Origin of the sequence: Streptomyces sp. NBC_01474, from assembly GCF_035918215.1 — a bacterium.
Taxonomy (GTDB): Bacteria; Actinomycetota; Actinomycetes; order Streptomycetales; family Streptomycetaceae; genus Streptomyces; species Streptomyces aureus.
Genome location: NZ_CP109449.1, coordinates 8,883,569 through 8,899,660 on the forward strand (window position 1 = coordinate 8,883,569; position 16,092 = coordinate 8,899,660).

A 16,092-nucleotide genomic window follows, 5' to 3' on the forward strand; every position below is an offset into this window, starting at 1 on the left:
GGTAGCCGCGAGGCGGTCGCCCACTCGCAGCCGGGGCATGGAACGTGTGGTCAGCGGCTGCGAACCGCGCCGCGCGCCACAGGGGTCAGGAGCATCCCGATGGTGAGTCCGACGGCGAGGTAGACGGCGGCCGTGCCCACCTTGGTCACGAGGGGCACCGACGTGGTGAAGGGCAGCAGCACCATGACGAGCGTCGCCAGCGTGACGATCCAGGCGAAGAACCGCCCGGGCTGCGGTGTGCCCAGGCACAGGAGATGCACAAGCAGCGTCGCGACGAGGGCCGCGACGGCGGCGCCGCCCGCGAGTAGGCCGGTGGACGCGTCCCCCATCGCGCCGTCGCGCTCCGGCGCGAACACGGCGACGCCGAGGACACCGCGGACGAGGAGCACACCGGCCACCGCGGTCAGCGCGGCGACGAGCGCGGTCATCAGGCCGCCGGACCAGATCTTGCGGGCGTCGACGCGCGGCTGCGGGGGCGGAGGCGGTGGGCTGTCGACGTACGTCCCGTACGCGGGGTAGGAGGGGTGCGCCGGGTCAGGCCCGTAGAGCTGGCGCGGATCCTGCCCGTAGCCGGGGTCCTGGCCATAGGGCGTATGCGGTGTCTCCACGAGGAACGTCCCCCTTCGTCCGGATGCCTGGCTCAAGCCAACACAGGGGCGGCGGCGTGGCGCGAGCGGGCGTGGGCCGAATGGACGGGCCGGAGGAGTGGTGGGGTCAGTCGCGGCCGGGGGCCGGGGCGCCTGCGCGGGGCGTGAGGCCGAGCAGCCGCAGATACATCGCCGTCAGGTCGGCGACCGCCCGGTCCCGGCAGGCCGGGTCGGCGGCCACGGCCCGGGCGAAGCCCGCGACCATACCGGCCGCGGCGGTGGCCACGGACTCCGGCGAACCGGCGGGCTCTGCCAGGCCCTGGCGTACCAGACGGGCGATGTAGCGCGTGGTGCGCCCGCGGGGGCGGTCGCTGATCTCGTCGCGGAGCACGCGCATCGCCGGGTCCGTGAGCGACTGGTGTTCGAGCACGGTCATGAACGCGAGGTTGTCCACGTAGGCGTCCAGGAAGGCCGCGTTGGTCCGCTCGGCGAGCAGGTACGGGTCCTCGGCCTCGGGGTCCGCCGCTTCCTGCGCCGCGAGGAACCGGTCGCGCAGATCGGCGGCGAGCACGGCGAAGACGTCCTGCTTGGAGGCGAAGTAGACGTAGAACGTGGCGCGGCCGACGTCGGCCTGCGCCGTGATGTCGGCGATCGTCGTGCGCGCGTAGCCCCGCTGCTCGAAGACCGTGCGGGCCGCGGTGAGCAGCCGGGCGCGGGTGGCGCTGTCCTGGCGGTCCAGCTTGTCGCGCACGGTCCAGGAGTTTCTCGCGATCGGCATGGCCCCAGCTTATTGACGTTGACGATGGCGTCAACGCAGACTGGGCCCGCCATTGACGTTGACGCCAGCGTCAACGTACCGGCGCGTCGGCAGGTCCGGCACGCCCGGAACCGTCATGAACAGCCCGAAGCCGTCACGTACAGAAGGCCCGCGTCACGGGCCCGCGGAGGAGACGTCCGATGACAGGTGTGCTGATCGCCAACCGGGGCGAGATCGCGGTCCGGATCCACCGCGCGGCGTCGGCGCTCGGCCTGCGGACCGTGGCCGTGCACTCCGCGGACGACCGCTCCTCGGCCCATGTGCGGCTCGCCGACGAGGCCCACCTGCTCAAGGGTGAAGGCGTGGCTGCCTATCTCGACGCGCGCCAGATCATCGGGATCGCCGGGCGCGCCGGGTGCGATCTGGTCCATCCCGGCTACGGGTTCCTCAGCGAGAACGCCGACTTCGCGAAGGCGTGTGCCGAGGCGGGGCTGACCTTCGTGGGGCCCACCCCGGAACTCCTCGGCCTCTTCGGCGACAAGGCGAGCTCACGGGCGCTCGCCGTCCGGCACGGCGTCCCCGTCCTCGCGGCGACCGGCGCCCCGACCTCGCTCGCGCAGGCCACGGAGTTCCTCGCCGGCGTGCGCGATGGCGTCATGGTGAAGGCGGTCGCCGGGGGAGGCGGCCGCGGCATGCGCGCCGTGCACGACGCGGCGGACCTCGCCTGGGCCCATGAACGCTGCCGCTCCGAGGCCGAGCGCGCCTTCGGCAACGGCGACGTCTACGTCGAGCAACTGCTGCCCCGCGCCAAGCACGTCGAGATCCAGGTCGTCGGGGACGGCACCGGCCAGGTGACCCACCTGTGGGACCGGGAGTGCTCGGTCCAGCGCCGCAACCAGAAACTGATCGAGGTCGCGCCCAGCCCGTGGCTCCCCGAGCGCACGCGTGACCTGCTGATCGAGTCCGCGGTCACGATGGCTTCGGCGACCCGGTATCTCGGCCTCGGGACCTTCGAGTTCCTCGTCGACGCGGACGACCCGGACGCCTTCTACTTCATCGAGACCAACCCGCGCCTCCAGGTCGAGCACACCATCACCGAGGAACTCACCGGCGTGGACCTGGTGGCCACCCAACTGCGCCTCGCCCAGGGCAGGACCCTCGCCGAACTCGGCCTCCTCCAGGAGGACATCCCGCGGCCGCGCGGTTTCGCGATCCAGACCCGCGTCAACCTCGAAGAGCTGTCCGCGGACGGCACGGCCCGCGCCTCGCAGGGCACGCTGACCGCCTTCGAGGCGCCCGGCGGCCCCGGCGTGCGCGTGGACACCCACGGCCGCGCGGGCCTGGAGATCAAGGGCTCGTACGACTCCCTCGTCGCCAAGGTGATCACGCGTACCGTCCGGGGCGACTTCGCCGACGCGGCAGGGAAGGCGGCCGGAGCGCTCGGCGAGTTCGCCCTCTCCGGAGTCCCGTCGAACCTGCCGCTCCTTCGCGCCGTCCTGCGCCACGAGGCCTTCCGGGACGGCACGGTGACGACCGCCTTCGTCAACGAACACCTCGACAAGCTCGTACCGGGAGCCGCCCCTTCCCAGGAGGGGCACGGCTCGGTCCTCACCGCGCTCTCCGCGGGCAGTGTCGTCGACGTCTGTGTGGAGCCGGGCGACGAGGTGGCGGCCGGCGCGCCACTCGTCGTACTCGAGGCGATGAAGATGGAACACGTCCTGACGGCGCCGCGCGGGGGAGTGGTGCGCGAGGTCCGCGCGAGGGTCGGGGACGTGGTCCCGGCCGGCGCCGAACTCGTCGTCTTCGCACCGTCGCAGGGCGAGGAGAGTGTCGACGAGGCGGCGGCCGAGGTCGATCTCGATGTCATCAGGCCCGACCTCGCCGAGGTCGTCGAGCGCCATCGCGTCACTCTCGACGAGGCGAGGCCGCAAGCCGTCGAGCGCCGCAGGCGCACCGGTCACCGCACCGCACGCGAGAACCTCGCCGACCTCTGCGACCCGGGCACCTTCACCGAGTACGGCGCCCTGGCGATCGCCGCGCAGCGCCGCCGCCGAACCCTCGACGACCTGATCGCCGGCACACCGGCCGACGGCATCGTCACCGGCGTCGCCCAGGTCAACGGCGCCCGGTTCGGCGACCGGCGCAGCCAGTGCGCCGTCCTCGCGTACGACTACACGGTCCTCGCCGGCACGCAGGGAATGCTCAACCACAAGAAGACCGACCGCATGCTCGAACTCGCCGAGCGGCAGCAGATCCCGGTCGTGCTCTTCGCCGAGGGCGGCGGCGGGCGCCCCGGCGACACCGACATGATGGCCGTCGCCGGACTCGACGTCCCCACGTTCGCCACCCTCGCCCGCCTCAGCGGGCAGGTGCCGACGGTCGGCATCGTCGCCGGGCGCTGCTTCGCGGGCAACGCCGCGCTCCTCGGCTGCTGCGACGTCGTCATCGCGACCGCCGACGCCACCGTCGGCATGAGCGGCCCCGCGATGATCGAGGCGGGCGGGCTCGGGCAGTTCCTGCCCGAGGAGGTCGGACCGATGCAGGTCCAGGTCCCGAACGGCGTCGTCGACATCCTGGTCGACGACGAGGCCGAGGCCGTGGCGGTCGCCAAGCAGTACCTCTCGTACTTCCAGGGCGACTTGAGCGACTGGGACTGCGCGGACCAGCGCCTCCTGCGGCACGTCGTCCCCGAGAACCGGCTGCGCGCGTACGACGTCCGGGAGGCGGTCACCCTCCTCGCCGACACCGGCTCGGTCCTGGAGCTGCGCCGCGAGTTCGGCGTCGGCGTCATCACCGCCCTCGTACGGGTCGAGGGGCGGCCGATGGGCCTGGTCGCCAACAACCCGCAGCATCTCGGCGGCGCCATCGACAGCGACGCCGCCGACAAGATGGCCCGCTTCCTGCAACTCTGCGACGCCCACGGCCTGCCCGTGATCACCCTGTGCGACACCCCGGGGTTCATGGTCGGCCCGGACGCCGAGAAGACCGCGACCGTACGGCACTTCAGCCGGCTCTTCGTCGCGGGAGCCCACCTCGGCGTGCCGGTCTTCTCCGCAGTCCTGCGCAAGGGCTACGGCCTCGGCGCGATGGCGATGACCGGCGGAGGCTTCCGCGCCCCCACCGCGATGGTCTCCTGGCCCACCGGCGAGATCGGCCCGATGGGCCTCGAAGGCGCCGTCCGGCTCGGCTACCGCCGCGAACTCGAAGCCATCGCCGACCCGACGGAGCGCCAGGCCACGTACGAGGCGCTGCTCGCGGAGCAGTACGAGCGGGGCAAGGCGCTCAACGCGGGGACGACCTTCGAGGTCGACGACGTGATCGATCCGGCCGACACCCGCCGCTGGATCAGCACGACGTTCGCCCAGCACCCCACGCATCCGCACCGGCGCCCGCCCGAGGGGCATTCGCGCCGTCGCTTCGTCGACACGTGGTGACGCCGGTTCGGTGAAGGTCCAGGTAGGTCAGGTCGGGACGACAACCGAGGAGCCGCATGAAGATTGAGGAGTACCTGGAGGGTCTGCGCGCCCGCCAGGCCCGGGTCCGCCCGCACGGCACACCGTCCGACGTCGTGTACCCGCTCGGCGAGATCTCCGTGCCGGACCACGTCGCGCACTGGGCGCGGCTGCGCCCCGACCGAGCCGCGGTCGTCTTCGAGGGCCGCACCGTCACCTACCGCGAACTGGACGAGCTGAGCCGCCGCGTGGCGGGACGGCTCGCCTCCGAGGGGGTCGGCGCGGGCGACCGGGTCGCCGTCCACCTGCCCAACTGCCCCCAGTTCCTGATCGCCTTCCTGGCCGTCCTGCGCCTCGGCGCGGTGCACGTGCCGGTCAACTCGATCTTCCGCCGGTGCGGAGCATCATGGCTCGCCTCCCGCCTGGCCTCCGCCCCACGCGTCCAGCGATCATTGGCGGGCGCAATGGGCCGAACTTGAGCACGAGCGTCAAACAGGAGGACGATCGTGATCAGTTCCGATCTTCAGGGGCGGTACCCGGGAGGGCGCACCTAGGGTGACGTTCATGCAGCTCCGGTACGCCTTCAGGTTGTACCCGGAACCGGGTCAACGCCTCGCGTTGGGCCGGGCGTTCGGGTGCGCACGGGTCGTGTTCAACGACGCGGTGCGCGCCCGACAGGACGCCCACGCGGCGAATCTGCCGTATCCGAAGGCCGCCGAGCTGTCCCAGGCCTTGATCACCCAGGCCAAGCGGACCGTGGAGCGGTCTTGGCTGGGCGAGGTGTCCTCGGTGGTGCTCCAGCAGTCCCTGCGGGATGTGGAGGCCGCCTACCGGGCGTTCTTCGCCTCTCTCAAGGGTGAGCGTAAGGGCGCGAGGGTGGGTGCGCCGCGGTTCAAGTCGCGCAAGGACTCGAGGCAGTCGATCCGGTTCACGGCCAACGCCCGCTGGTCGATCACCCCAACCGGCGTGGTGCCGTCCTCGGTCACGGTGATCAAAGACAGTGCGGGCCGGTATTTCGCGAGCTTTGTCATCGACACCGACCCGGCCGCCGACGCCGGCCGGATGCCCGCCACCGAGCAGGCCATCGGTATCGACCTGGGCCTGACCCACTTCGCGGTGCTGTCCGACGGCACGAAATTCGACTCCCCGCGGTTTCTGCGCCGGGCGGAGAAGAAACTCAAGAAAACCCAGCGGGAGCTGTCCCGCAAACAGAAGGGCTCGAAGAACCGGGACAGGGCCCGGCTCAAGGTTGCCCGCGCGCATGCGCAGGTCGCCGATGCGCGCAAGGAGTTCCACCATCAGCTCTCCACCCGGTTGATCCGCGAGAATCATGCGATCGCCGTGGAAGACCTGTCGGTCAAGGGCCTTGCGCGCACCAAGCTGGCCAAGTCCGTCCATGACGCGGGCTGGTCACAGTTCGTGACCATGCTCGAATACAAGGCGGCCCGGTACGGGCGGACCTTTATCAAGATCGGTCGGTTCGAGCCCACCAGCCAGGTGTGCTCGACCTGCGGACACCATGACGGGCCCATGCCGCTCAACGTACGCGAGTGGACCTGCCCCGCCTGCGGAACCCGGCATGACCGGGATGTCAACGCCGCCAAGAATGTGAAACAGGCCGCCGGACTCGCGGTAACAGCCTGCGGAGCGAAGGTAAGACCAGAACCCGTTCTGGCCCAACGCGAAGAAACAGGAAGCCACGGAACCCCAGCAGGAAGCCGTGCCGCGTAGCGGCACCGCAGCCCGTGGGACGGCCAGAATCCCCGGGCTCAGTCCGAGGAGCATGTCAAATCCCTGTCTTCTGGATCGCGGGCGAGAATCTGGGCATCCTCAACCCCCTGATGCTGGGTGGCACTTCGGTCCTCGTGCCCGCTGGGGCCCGGCGCGCGTCATGTGACGCGCACAAGGTCACCACGATGGTCGGCACCGTGGAGAACTACCTCGAAATTCTCCACCGGCCCGAATTCGCCTCGTGCGACCTGATTCCCTCGTCGATCCGCAGGCTAGACGTCGGTGCCCGGCGGCGCTGGGCGGCCGCCGCGTGCGCCTCTTCCGTCCTGCGGGAGGCATGGCGGCCTTCTTCAAGGTTCCCCTCGTCGAGATTGTCGACGAGATGCCGATGACGACGACCATGAAGATTCGGAAGGTGGACCTGAGCACCCGCGCGCAGCAGCTCGCCGACGACCGCTGAAGGCCGCGTCGGCGCGTGCCTCAGGTCTTCGGCATGAGGGTGTGCAGCAGGTCGACGCACTGCCGGAGGTCCGGCTCGGGCGAGGCATGGTCGCCGGCGGTGCCCAGAGACCACTGCTCCAGCGCGGTGCGGGTCACGGCGAGCGCGATGCCGGTGAGCAGGCGGGGCCGGGGGTCGGCCGGAGCGGCGGCCATCCGCTCGGCCACCGCCTCCCTCACCTGTTCCTCGAAGGCGTCGAAGCGCGCGTGGAGCGCCGCCCGCAGTTCGGGATGCCGGTCGGCGATCCGGAAGGTGGCCTGGACGAGTTCGCGGTCGGGCACGACATCGTCGGTGATGTGCGCGGACAGGACGTCGAGCAGTTCGGTGAGCGTCACCCGGGGCGCCGGGTCGCCGTGTGCGAGGCGCCGGTGGAGCGCGTCCGGCAGCGGGGGCGGGCCGATGGTGAGCGCCGACTCCTTGCTCGGAAAGTAGTTGAAGAACGTGCGCTGCGAGATCCCGGCCGCGGCACTGATCATGTCGACCGTCACCCCGGCCAGGCCGAGCTCCTCGACGAGCCGTACCGCGGCGGCGTGGATCGCGTGCTCGGTCTCGCGGCGACGCCTCGCACGAAGGCCCTCGCCTGCTGCGGACGTACGGACCGGACTGGGCATGGCGACAGTCTCGCAGGTCGCACGACGCGCCCGCGCAGGGCCCCGCAGGCCATCGCACCCCCGGGTCAGAAGTAGCCCTTCTCGCCGTCGAGGAGCTCACGGATCGCGTCGAGGTGACCGGCGTGCCGGGCGGTCTCCTCGATCATGTGCAGGAGGATCCACCGCAGATTCGCCGACCCGGCACGGAAGTCGGGGTGCCGGCCCGCCTGGTCGAGGGAGTGCGCGGCGGTGATCTCGTTCGACCGGGCGTACTGGCGCGCGTACTCGCCGAGCAGCTGGTCGAGGGGGACGTCGTCTACGAGCATGTCGGCGTCCTCGGGCCCGTCGTCGAACTGGGGTCCCTCGGCCGCGCCGCCCATCAGCATGACCTCGAACCAGCAGTGCTCGACCCACCGCAGATGCGACACGACCCCCGCCACGGTCATGGCGGGGGACGCGGGGAGCACGGAGCGATGGGCGTCCTTCTCGGAAACGCCCTCGCACTTCCACGCGACGACGGCGCGCTGCATCTCCAGCCAGGCGACCAACTGCGTTCGCTCGTCGGCGTCGTAGGCAGGGCGTATGCGAGGAGGAGGAGTCATGGGTGAGGACGCTACTGGCCGGGTCGCCTCCGCCGCACGGCAATTTCCTGCGGGCGGCTTCGGGCCGGCTCACGCCGCGGGGCGCGGCGTGCGTTCCTTGGCGGCCGGGACCGAGGCGGGACGCGGCCCTGGACGCGGCCCTGGACGCGGCCCTGGGTGGGGCCCTGGGTGGGGCTCGAGGTGGGCCTCGGAGCGGGGCTCGGGGCGGAGCCCAGGGCGGGCCTCGGAGCGGGGCTCGGGGCGGAGCTGCGGCCGTGGTGGGGCCGGTGGCGCGAGGGCCGGTGGAACGGTCGTGGGCGCGGCGGCCGGGGTGAACGCCGATATAGGCAGGCGCACCCGCCGCGGGGCGGATATGACGTGGCAGTGCGGGGCGCCGAGACGCTCACCCAGCCGGCGCACGTCCCTCGGCAGGTCGCGCCGCCAGGCCATGGCGACCACGGGCGCGAGCAGCGTCAGGGCGCCTGCCAGGCGGCTCTGCACCGTGAGGCGCAGGAGGGTGCCACGGGGGCGCGGGGAGAGCGTGAACGAGTACATCGGCGTCTGGGCGCCGAGGAAGTTCCACATCCGGTCGCCACGGAAGACGAGGTGCTCGCCCGGGACGTACGCCACGCACTGGAGCAGCTGGTCCCGGTGGCGCCCGGGAAAGCGGTACACGTGGGCCACGCCGGGACCTGCGGGCTCTGCGCTCTCGGCGACGCTGTGGACTCCCGAGAACCAGAGTTCGAGATTGCGTGCGTCGGAAAGGAAGTCGTACACCTCGGTGACGGATCGGTTGATGTGGACGTCCACGGATATCTCTGGCATCACGCACCTCCCCGGCGCCCGTCCGGTCGTCGGCGCGGTGCCGACGGGTACGCACCCCACGGGCTCTACCTTCCAAACGTGCGTGCGGATCGGCTCCACGACATCTCGGGTTAGCCCGAACGGGTGATGGGGCAGGCACGTACGGTGGTCGCCTGCCCGGAACGCCGCCTGTCATGCGGCTCGGGGCGACCACGGGCGTGAGGGAGGTGCGGGGGAGGTGTGGGGGAGGCGGGGCCGGGCCGTCACCGATCGAGAGGCCCGGCGCCGGACGTGTTGAACGTTCGTTAAAGCTATGCCTTGTGTGCCCGCCGCAGCTCCGCCTTCAGGACCTTCCCCGCAGCCGACGTGGGCAGCGCCTCCAGGAACCGCACCTCGCGCACCCGCTGGTACGGCGCGACGCGGGCGGACACATGCGCCATCAGCTCCTGTGCGAGAGCCGGGCCGGGGGCCGGCGAGGCATCCGGACGGGCCACGACGTACGCCGCCGGTATCTCGCCCGCCTCGGCTGCGGGAACCCCGATCACCGAGACCTGCGCGACCGCGGGATGACCGCTGAGGATCTCCTCCAGCTGGCCCGGATAGACGTTGTAACCCTTGTAGATGAGCATGTCCTTGGCGCGGCCCACGATGTAGACGTGGCCGCGCTCGTCGCACCGCGCCAGGTCGCCGGTGCGCAGCCAGCCGTCGACGAACTGCTCGGCCGTCAGCTCCGGGTGGCCGTGGTAGCCCGCGGTGATCTGCGGGCCGCGGGCCCACAGCTCGCCGGTCTCGCCGTCGGGCACGCAACTCCCGGTCTGCACGAGGTCGCGGATCTCGACCTCGGTGTCGAAGACGGGCAGACCGACCGACCCGATCGGGACCGGGTCGTCGGGGTCGACGATCCCCGAGGTGACCCCCATGGTGGCCTCGGTCAGTCCGTAGCCCTCCACGACGCACGCGCGGGGGAACAGCGTCCGCAGGGCCCGCAGTGTCGTCGTGTCGATGGGTGCGGCGCCCGAGTTGACCACGCGGACCGCGGGGAGTGTGCGGCCCTGTGCGGCGGGGGCGGCTAGCAGGGCGTGGAAGAGCGCGGGCGACCCGGCGATCTGGGTGGCTCCGAACTTCTCGGCCAGCTCCAGGAACCGCTCGGGGTCGAAACGGCCCGCGAGGACGCTCGCCAGTCCGGCGAGTACGCCGATCGACTGGCCGACCAGGCCCATCGCGTGGAAGAACGGCGCGACGGCGATCGAGACGCCCTGTCCGGGCTGGTTCGTGTACTCCGTGGCGGCCTCGGCCACCGGGTCGAGGAAGATGCCTCCGTCGGGGTCCACCGCGGGCACGGCGGCCGCGCGCCAGCAGGTGAACTGGAGGCAGTTGGCCACGACATGACGGTGCAACACCTGGACCGCCTTCGAGCGCCCTGTCGTGCCGCCCGTGAAGGACAGGTGGGCGACCGCGTCGGGCGGGACGTGCGGGCCGGGCTCCGGGTCGCCCGTGAGCAGCTCGGCGAGCGGCACCGTGCCGTCCCGGTGCGCCGGATCGCCGGGCGCGACGGCCGACGGCGGTACGACGGCGACCAGTTGGAGTCCGTCGGTGCCGGCGGCGAGGAGTGCGGGGGCCGTGGCCGGGTGCGTCACGGCCGCGCGGGCCCCCGCCTCGTCCAGCTGGGCTCGCAGGGCCGCCGGGGGAAGGGTGGGGTTGAGGGGTGCCACGACGGCCCCGGCCAGCAGGATCCCGTAGTAAGTAACCGGGAACCAGAGGGAGTTGGGCTGGTGCAGCGCCACCGCGTCGCCCTCAGTGATGCCGTGCTCTCGCAGCCCCCGTGCGAAGCGGAGCGCCTGTTCGTGGAGTTCCGCGTAGGTCAGCGTGTCGTCGCCGTCGCGCAGGGCGACCCGGTCGGGGTATCTCCTGGCCGAGCCGGCGAGGATGTCCCCGACGGATGCCTCCGGGTAGGAGAGGCGGGCCGGCATGCCCTTCGGACGGCGACGGATCACGCGGCAACTCCCTTGTCGGCGGGTGCGACGGACGTGCAGTCAGAACATTCGTTAAGCTACGGTCCCCGTCGGCGCGTGTCCAGATGTCTGCAGCAGGGCCCGGTTGGGCGTCATCGAAGCGGTGCCCTCCGCGCACAGCCTGCCCGCCGCGTCCTCGACGGCCGCCCGCACCAGCGTCCGGAGGCGGCCCGGCTTGAGCACCGTCCCGACCACCTTGTACGTGCCCCCGCCCGGAGCGGCCGGGAGGCGTTCCGGCGGAGCCGGGCTTCGGCGGTGTGCGCGGGCAGGACCGGGGCGGGTGTCGCTCGTTCGGGTGAGGTGGGGCGAACGTGTGGTGGGTCTTCGTCCGGGTGTATAGGTTCGCTGCTCGTGAAGCTGGTGGTGCGGGTGAAGCTGCTGCCGACGCCCTTGCAGACGTCGGCACTTGGAGCGACCCTGCACGCCTGCAATCAAGCGGCGACCTGGGCGGCCGGGGTTGCTTTCGAGGAAAACGCTCGGCGTCCGCTGGAGCTCCGCAAGCACACCTATGCCGAGATCCGGGAGAGGTGGGGACTGGGGGCGCAGGCCGCCCAGCACGCGATCAAGAAGACCTGCGACGCCTACACCACCCTGAAGGCGAACCTTCGCAACGGACGGTACGGGCGGCCCGGCGCGAAGCGTGATGCCCGGGCCTCGGGCAAACCGGTGGTCTTCCGGCCCCAGGCGGCGCAGCCTTACGACGATCGGATGCTGTCCTGGCAGCACCAGGCACGCACGGTATCGATCTGGACCACGGCCGGCCGGCTCAAGGGCGTGGCGTTCACGGGGCAGGCCGAGCAGCTGGCTGTGCTGGCCGGGCACCGCCAGGGTGAGTCCGACCTGGTGTGCCAGGGCGGGAAGTGGTTCCTGATCGCGACCTGCGAGATCGCCGAAGCCGCCCCGAACGCCCACCCGGCCGGGTTCCTGGGCGTCGACCTGGGGATCGTAAACATCGCCGCGACCTCCGACGGCGAGCGCCACTGCGGCAGGCGGATCAACCGCAAGCGGGAACAGGACCGCAAGCTGCGTTCCAAGCTGCAGAAGAAGAACACCAAGTCCGCCAAGCGGCGGGCGAAGAAGTACGCGGGCAAGGAAGCCCGGCGGAACAAGGACATCAACCACAAGATTTCGAAGCGGATCGTGGCGGAGGCTGAACGCACCGGTCGCGGGATCGCCCTGGAGACACTCACGGGCATCCGCGAGCGGGCACGGCTGAGAAAGCCCCAACGCACCACGCTCCACTCCTGGCCCTTCGCCCAGCTCGGCGCCTTCATCGCCTACAAGGCGAAGCGGGCCGGGGTGCCGGTCGTCTACGTCGATCCGGCCTACACCAGCCAGGAATGCTCCCAGTGCCATCACACCGCACGCGGCAACCGGCCCTCCCAGGCTGTTTTCTCGTGCCGGGTCTGCGGATTCGTTGATCACGCAGACCACAACGCGTCCCACACCATCGCCCACCGCGGGTGGTACGTGTGGGTCTGCGGGGCCCAGTCAACGGCCCCCGAACTCACCCTCATCGCGTGAGTCCTGGACGCAGCCGAACCCGTCACAGCCAGTGATGACTCGAGCAGCAAACCCGATCGTTCGCGACCGGGTAGTTGACGCTCATCGTCAGGAACGGCGTCAGCGGTTCGCTCCCGGACATCACCGTGGCGCCGCACGCCTCGTCGAGCGTGGTCGCGATGAAGCCGCCGTGCACGACACCGCCCCGGTTGAGGAGGGACTCCCCGGGGGGCCAGGCCATCTCCACCCGTCCCTTGTCGACCTGAGTGATGCTCAGGCCGAACTGCGTGTAGGGGACGTGCGGCGAGTGAGCCAGCTCCTCGGCGAGCGTGCGGATGCGGTCCAGGCCGGTGCCTGCGCCCCAGGCGAAGTCGAGCATGTGGAGTGGATTCCTTCCGGGTGTGCTGCGGGTGCGGGTGGGGTCAGGCGGCTGCGGGCCGGTGACGGATCAGCGCCTCCTGGAGCACCGAGGCGACCAACTGGCCGTCCTGCGACCAGAGTTCACCGCGTGACATCGCGCGGCCGTCGGACAGGTTCGTGGTGTGCTGGGCGTACAGCAGCCAGGCGTCGGCGCGCGCGGGGCGGTGGAACCACATGGCGTGGTCCAGCGACGCCAGCATCACCCTCGGCCGGCGGGCGCTCCGTGCACCGTGCGGCTCCCAGGGCAGCGCGGCCGTGGGGGAGATCGTCAGGTCCGAGAGGTACGCGAGCGCGGCGGTGTGCAGCAGCGGTTCGTCGGGCAGCGGCCGCGCCGCCCGCAGCCAGCAGCGCCGCCGGGACATGCCGTCGGCCCGCGCCGCCAGCTCATCGGCGTCCGCCTCCACGAGCCGCAGGTCGACTGCGCGGGGGATGACGGATTCCGCGTAGCGCTCCGGGTGCTCCCGCGCCATCGCCTCGTACGGGGCCTCGCAGTCGTCCGGCGCCGGTGCGCCGGGCATCTCCGGCTGGTGGTCGAGCGCGTTCTCGGGCTTCTTGAACGAAGCGGAGAGGCTGAGCACCGTCATGCCGTCCTGGCGCGCGGCCACCTGCCGGGCGGCGTAGGACGCCCCGTCCCGCAGCCGCTCCACCTCGTACGCGACGGAGGCTTCCGGGGCGACCGAACGCAGGAAGTAGGCGTGCAGGGAGTGCGGTTGCCGCCCTCCGTCGACCGTGCGCCCCGCCGCGAGCAGAGCCTGCGCGAGTGTGACCCCGCCGAAGGCACGCGGCGGCCGGCCCATGTGGGGCATGCCGGTGAAGGCGCTGTCGCCCGGCGCCTCGAGACCCAGTAGCTCGCCGAGGGGAAGCAGGTCCGCGCGTCCGGACGTGGCATCCGGCTGCGCCACGGCGAGTTGGTTGTATTGAGCACCCATGGTCGGCATGCTGCCAGCCCGAGGCGCTTCCGTGGCTGTGACGGTGATCACGCGGCCCGCAGCCGTGCCGCCCCGGATCGGACGGCTGAAGCGTCTGCCCTGGTCATTTGGCCTGTGACCGGCCGGTTCGCGGCGTGTGCCGGTACACTCGGCGACGTCCCGCTACGACTGATCGACCGTTCGTTCAGTGCGCATGGCGCCGGGGCGGAAGCAGGAGATCGGAGAGCTGTGTCCACGCGACCCGCAGGCCACAAGGCCATCGTCGAGGCTGCCCGGCAGGAGTTCTCCGAGCGGGGCTACGGCTCGACCTCGATCCGCGACATCGCCCGGCGCGCCGGGGTGAGCCTGTCCGCCCTGTACTACTACTACAAGGGCAAGCAGGACCTGCTGGTCGCCATCCTCGACGACGGTCTCGACGCCTACTTCGGCATGTGCGACAAGGCGTTGGAGGCGGCGGGTGACGACCCCGCCGAGCAGCTGGAGGCGCTCGTCGCGGCGACCGTCCGGTTCCGTACCGACCACCCCGTGAAGAGCAGCATCGTGCTGACCGAGGGGCGCAGCCTGGAGCCTGAGCACCTGGCCCGCTACCGGAAGAACGAGGCGCGCGGCACCCAGCAGTTCCGTGAGGTCGTCGAGCGGGGCGTGGCGCAGGGCATCTTCCTCACCCCGTATCCGGACGACGCCCGGCGCGCGGTCATCGCGATGTGCAACGCCATCGCGGAGTGGTACCGGACGGAGGGCCCGGTGTCCGTGGACGAGCTGGTGGAGCGGTACGTGGCCCTCGCGCTGACCGTGGTCGAGTACCGCCCCCGTGCGGTGCGGCGCCCCGCACGCGCCTGACACCGAACCGCAACGGCGTCACCCGGCGGGGGTGGCCGTCATATGCGGCGATCCGTCGTCGTCCAGGAACTCGATCACCGCGAGAGCGATGAGCGCGCACAGGGCGATCCACACGATGACGACGCCCGTCGGACGGTCCCACACCAGCATGATGACGGCCGACACCGCGACGACCGTCCAGTTCAGCCAGGTCTTCGCCCGGTGCACCCACGCGCCCACCGGGCCGCCCGTGAGGCCCGCCGCGTCACGCACCGCGCCGATGCCGCCGCGCCACATGGCCGTGACCCTGGTCGCCGCCCGGCCCTCGCCGGTCAGCCACGCGGCGAGCGCCACCACGACGCCGACGGTGATCACCATCCGTACCGTCGTCCGCAGGAACCGTACGAGCGCGTCGTAGACGGCGCCGGCGGCCGGCTGCGACACCCCGGAGGGCAGCCCGTCGAGATAGATCGCGCGGAAGGCCCACAGGGCGATGCCGAGAATCGCGGCGCCCACGGCGATGGCGATCCCCGCCGCCACCAGGGCGCGCCGCTTGCGGACGGCCAGGAGGACGGCCACGGCCGCGAGGACCAGGGTGAGGATCGGCAGCCAGACCCCCATGAGCTGGAGCAGCCGGAAGCCCTTCTTGATCTTTCCGATGGAGTCGGACGTCAGGACCGTGAAGTCGGTGTGCACGTCGGGGATCTTCGAGGCGACCCCGAGGCCGCGGTCGACGAGCCGCTTCTTCGCCTCCGCGATGACGGGAGCGAGGTCGATCGTCACCGTGTCGTTCGTGAGCTTGACGGCACCGCCGCCGCTCCCGGTCAGCGCCTTGTCGACCGCCGTGTGCACACGCCGGTTGAGGCCGGTCCACAGCTTTGCGAACGCGTCGCTCGAGACGAACTTCTGGACGGTGTTGTGCACAAAGCCGCTGAGTCCGCTGGTGAGCGGGCCGCTCAGCTTCCCTAGTGCCTTTTCGAGCCTCGGCCGGTCGGCGGGTGCCACGTCGCTGAGGAGCGTCTTGAGATCGATGTTCTGCATGACGACGTTCGTGACGCGGTTCGTGACGGCCGCCTGGACATCGGGGTCGGAGGCGAGCGGCTCCATCGTCGCCACATAGCGATCGGTGTCGCCGACGATGTCGCTGGCCCATGTCGCGACGGCGCTGAGCGGCGTCAGGATCGCCACGAGGACGATCAGGAGGCCCGCGAAGAACGAGCGCAGATGGTGCCGGGGCCGCGCCGGCCCCGCGGACTCCAACTGGGCGACCCGGGCGCGCAGCTCGGCGATGTCGTCGCTCGCGTCCGACGGGGAACGGTCCTCACGGTCCGGTGTCATGTACTCATGGGATGCCATGCGGTGGTGGAGGGCGCGCTGTGTTAGTGCGTACGGGCGGCCGTCGCACCCC

General features: G+C 71.4%; 15 protein-coding genes. 6 read left to right on the top strand and 9 right to left on the bottom strand.

Going from position 1 to position 16,092, the window contains the following annotated elements:
- Window positions 1–50: 50 nt before the first annotated feature.
- Window positions 51–608 carry a DUF6069 family protein gene (locus OG758_RS40635; protein WP_326714452.1) on the bottom strand — a complete coding sequence of 186 codons (558 nt, stop codon included), beginning with the start codon at window positions 606–608 and terminating at the stop codon, window positions 51–53.
- Between the two features lie 106 nt (window positions 609–714).
- On the bottom strand, window positions 715–1,365 hold the full coding sequence (locus OG758_RS40640; RefSeq protein ID WP_326714453.1) for a TetR/AcrR family transcriptional regulator: 651 nt from the start codon (window positions 1,363–1,365) through the stop codon (window positions 715–717).
- Between the two features lie 179 nt (window positions 1,366–1,544).
- Here OG758_RS40640 and OG758_RS40645 point away from each other — a divergent pair, with 179 nt between their 5' ends.
- The 4 genes from OG758_RS40645 (at window position 1,545) to OG758_RS40660 (ending at window position 6,987) form a co-directional block, all read left to right on the top strand.
- Complete coding sequence (locus OG758_RS40645) at window positions 1,545–4,778, top strand: carboxyl transferase domain-containing protein (RefSeq protein WP_326714454.1); 3,234 nt, start codon at window positions 1,545–1,547, stop codon at window positions 4,776–4,778.
- 56 nt (window positions 4,779–4,834) lie between these two features.
- On the top strand, window positions 4,835–5,275 hold the full coding sequence (locus OG758_RS40650) for an AMP-binding protein (protein WP_326714455.1): 441 nt from the start codon (window positions 4,835–4,837) through the stop codon (window positions 5,273–5,275).
- An 85-nt stretch (window positions 5,276–5,360) separates the two neighbouring features.
- Entirely contained in the window at window positions 5,361–6,527 is a 1,167-nt protein-coding gene (locus OG758_RS40655; protein ID WP_326714456.1) for an RNA-guided endonuclease InsQ/TnpB family protein, read from the top strand.
- A 337-nt stretch (window positions 6,528–6,864) separates the two neighbouring features.
- Window positions 6,865–6,987 (top strand): hypothetical protein, encoded by a 123-nt coding sequence (locus OG758_RS40660; RefSeq protein ID WP_326714457.1) that lies wholly within the window; start codon window positions 6,865–6,867, stop codon window positions 6,985–6,987.
- A 20-nt stretch (window positions 6,988–7,007) separates the two neighbouring features.
- Here OG758_RS40660 and OG758_RS40665 read toward each other — a convergent pair whose 3' ends face one another.
- The 4 genes from OG758_RS40665 to OG758_RS40675 all read right to left on the bottom strand — a co-directional run bounded on the left by OG758_RS40665 (window position 7,008) and on the right by OG758_RS40675 (window position 10,995).
- The gene (locus OG758_RS40665) at window positions 7,008–7,637 is read right to left on the bottom strand and encodes an acyl-CoA-like ligand-binding transcription factor (RefSeq protein WP_326714458.1); all 630 of its coding nucleotides are present in this window, start codon (window positions 7,635–7,637) and stop codon (window positions 7,008–7,010) included.
- 65 nt (window positions 7,638–7,702) lie between these two features.
- Entirely contained in the window at window positions 7,703–8,218 is a 516-nt protein-coding gene (locus tag OG758_RS40670; protein ID WP_326714459.1) for a DinB family protein, read from the bottom strand.
- 69 nt (window positions 8,219–8,287) lie between these two features.
- Complete coding sequence (locus OG758_RS49180; RefSeq protein WP_382060247.1) at window positions 8,288–9,022, bottom strand: SRPBCC family protein; 735 nt, start codon at window positions 9,020–9,022, stop codon at window positions 8,288–8,290.
- A gap of 290 nt (window positions 9,023–9,312) precedes the next feature.
- The gene (locus OG758_RS40675; RefSeq protein WP_326714460.1) at window positions 9,313–10,995 is read right to left on the bottom strand and encodes an AMP-binding protein; all 1,683 of its coding nucleotides are present in this window, start codon (window positions 10,993–10,995) and stop codon (window positions 9,313–9,315) included.
- A gap of 369 nt (window positions 10,996–11,364) precedes the next feature.
- Here OG758_RS40675 and OG758_RS40680 point away from each other — a divergent pair, with 369 nt between their 5' ends.
- Window positions 11,365–12,537, top strand: a complete 1,173-nt coding sequence (locus OG758_RS40680; RefSeq protein ID WP_326714461.1) for an RNA-guided endonuclease InsQ/TnpB family protein — start codon at window positions 11,365–11,367, stop codon at window positions 12,535–12,537.
- Window positions 12,538–12,559: 22 nt separating this feature from the next.
- On the opposite strand, the gene OG758_RS40685 is transcribed toward OG758_RS40680, so the two are convergent.
- The gene (locus OG758_RS40685; protein ID WP_326714462.1) at window positions 12,560–12,895 is read right to left on the bottom strand and encodes a PaaI family thioesterase; all 336 of its coding nucleotides are present in this window, start codon (window positions 12,893–12,895) and stop codon (window positions 12,560–12,562) included.
- 43 nt (window positions 12,896–12,938) lie between these two features.
- On the bottom strand, window positions 12,939–13,865 hold the full coding sequence (locus OG758_RS40690; protein WP_326714463.1) for an acyl-CoA thioesterase: 927 nt from the start codon (window positions 13,863–13,865) through the stop codon (window positions 12,939–12,941).
- A gap of 228 nt (window positions 13,866–14,093) precedes the next feature.
- Between OG758_RS40690 and OG758_RS40695 the strand changes: the two genes are divergently transcribed.
- On the top strand, window positions 14,094–14,705 hold the full coding sequence (locus OG758_RS40695) for a TetR/AcrR family transcriptional regulator (RefSeq protein WP_326714464.1): 612 nt from the start codon (window positions 14,094–14,096) through the stop codon (window positions 14,703–14,705).
- 18 nt (window positions 14,706–14,723) lie between these two features.
- Here OG758_RS40695 and OG758_RS40700 read toward each other — a convergent pair whose 3' ends face one another.
- Window positions 14,724–16,022, bottom strand: coding sequence for a hypothetical protein (locus OG758_RS40700; protein WP_326714465.1), 1,299 nt, complete (start codon window positions 16,020–16,022; stop codon window positions 14,724–14,726).
- Between the last annotated feature and the right edge of the window lie 70 nt (window positions 16,023–16,092).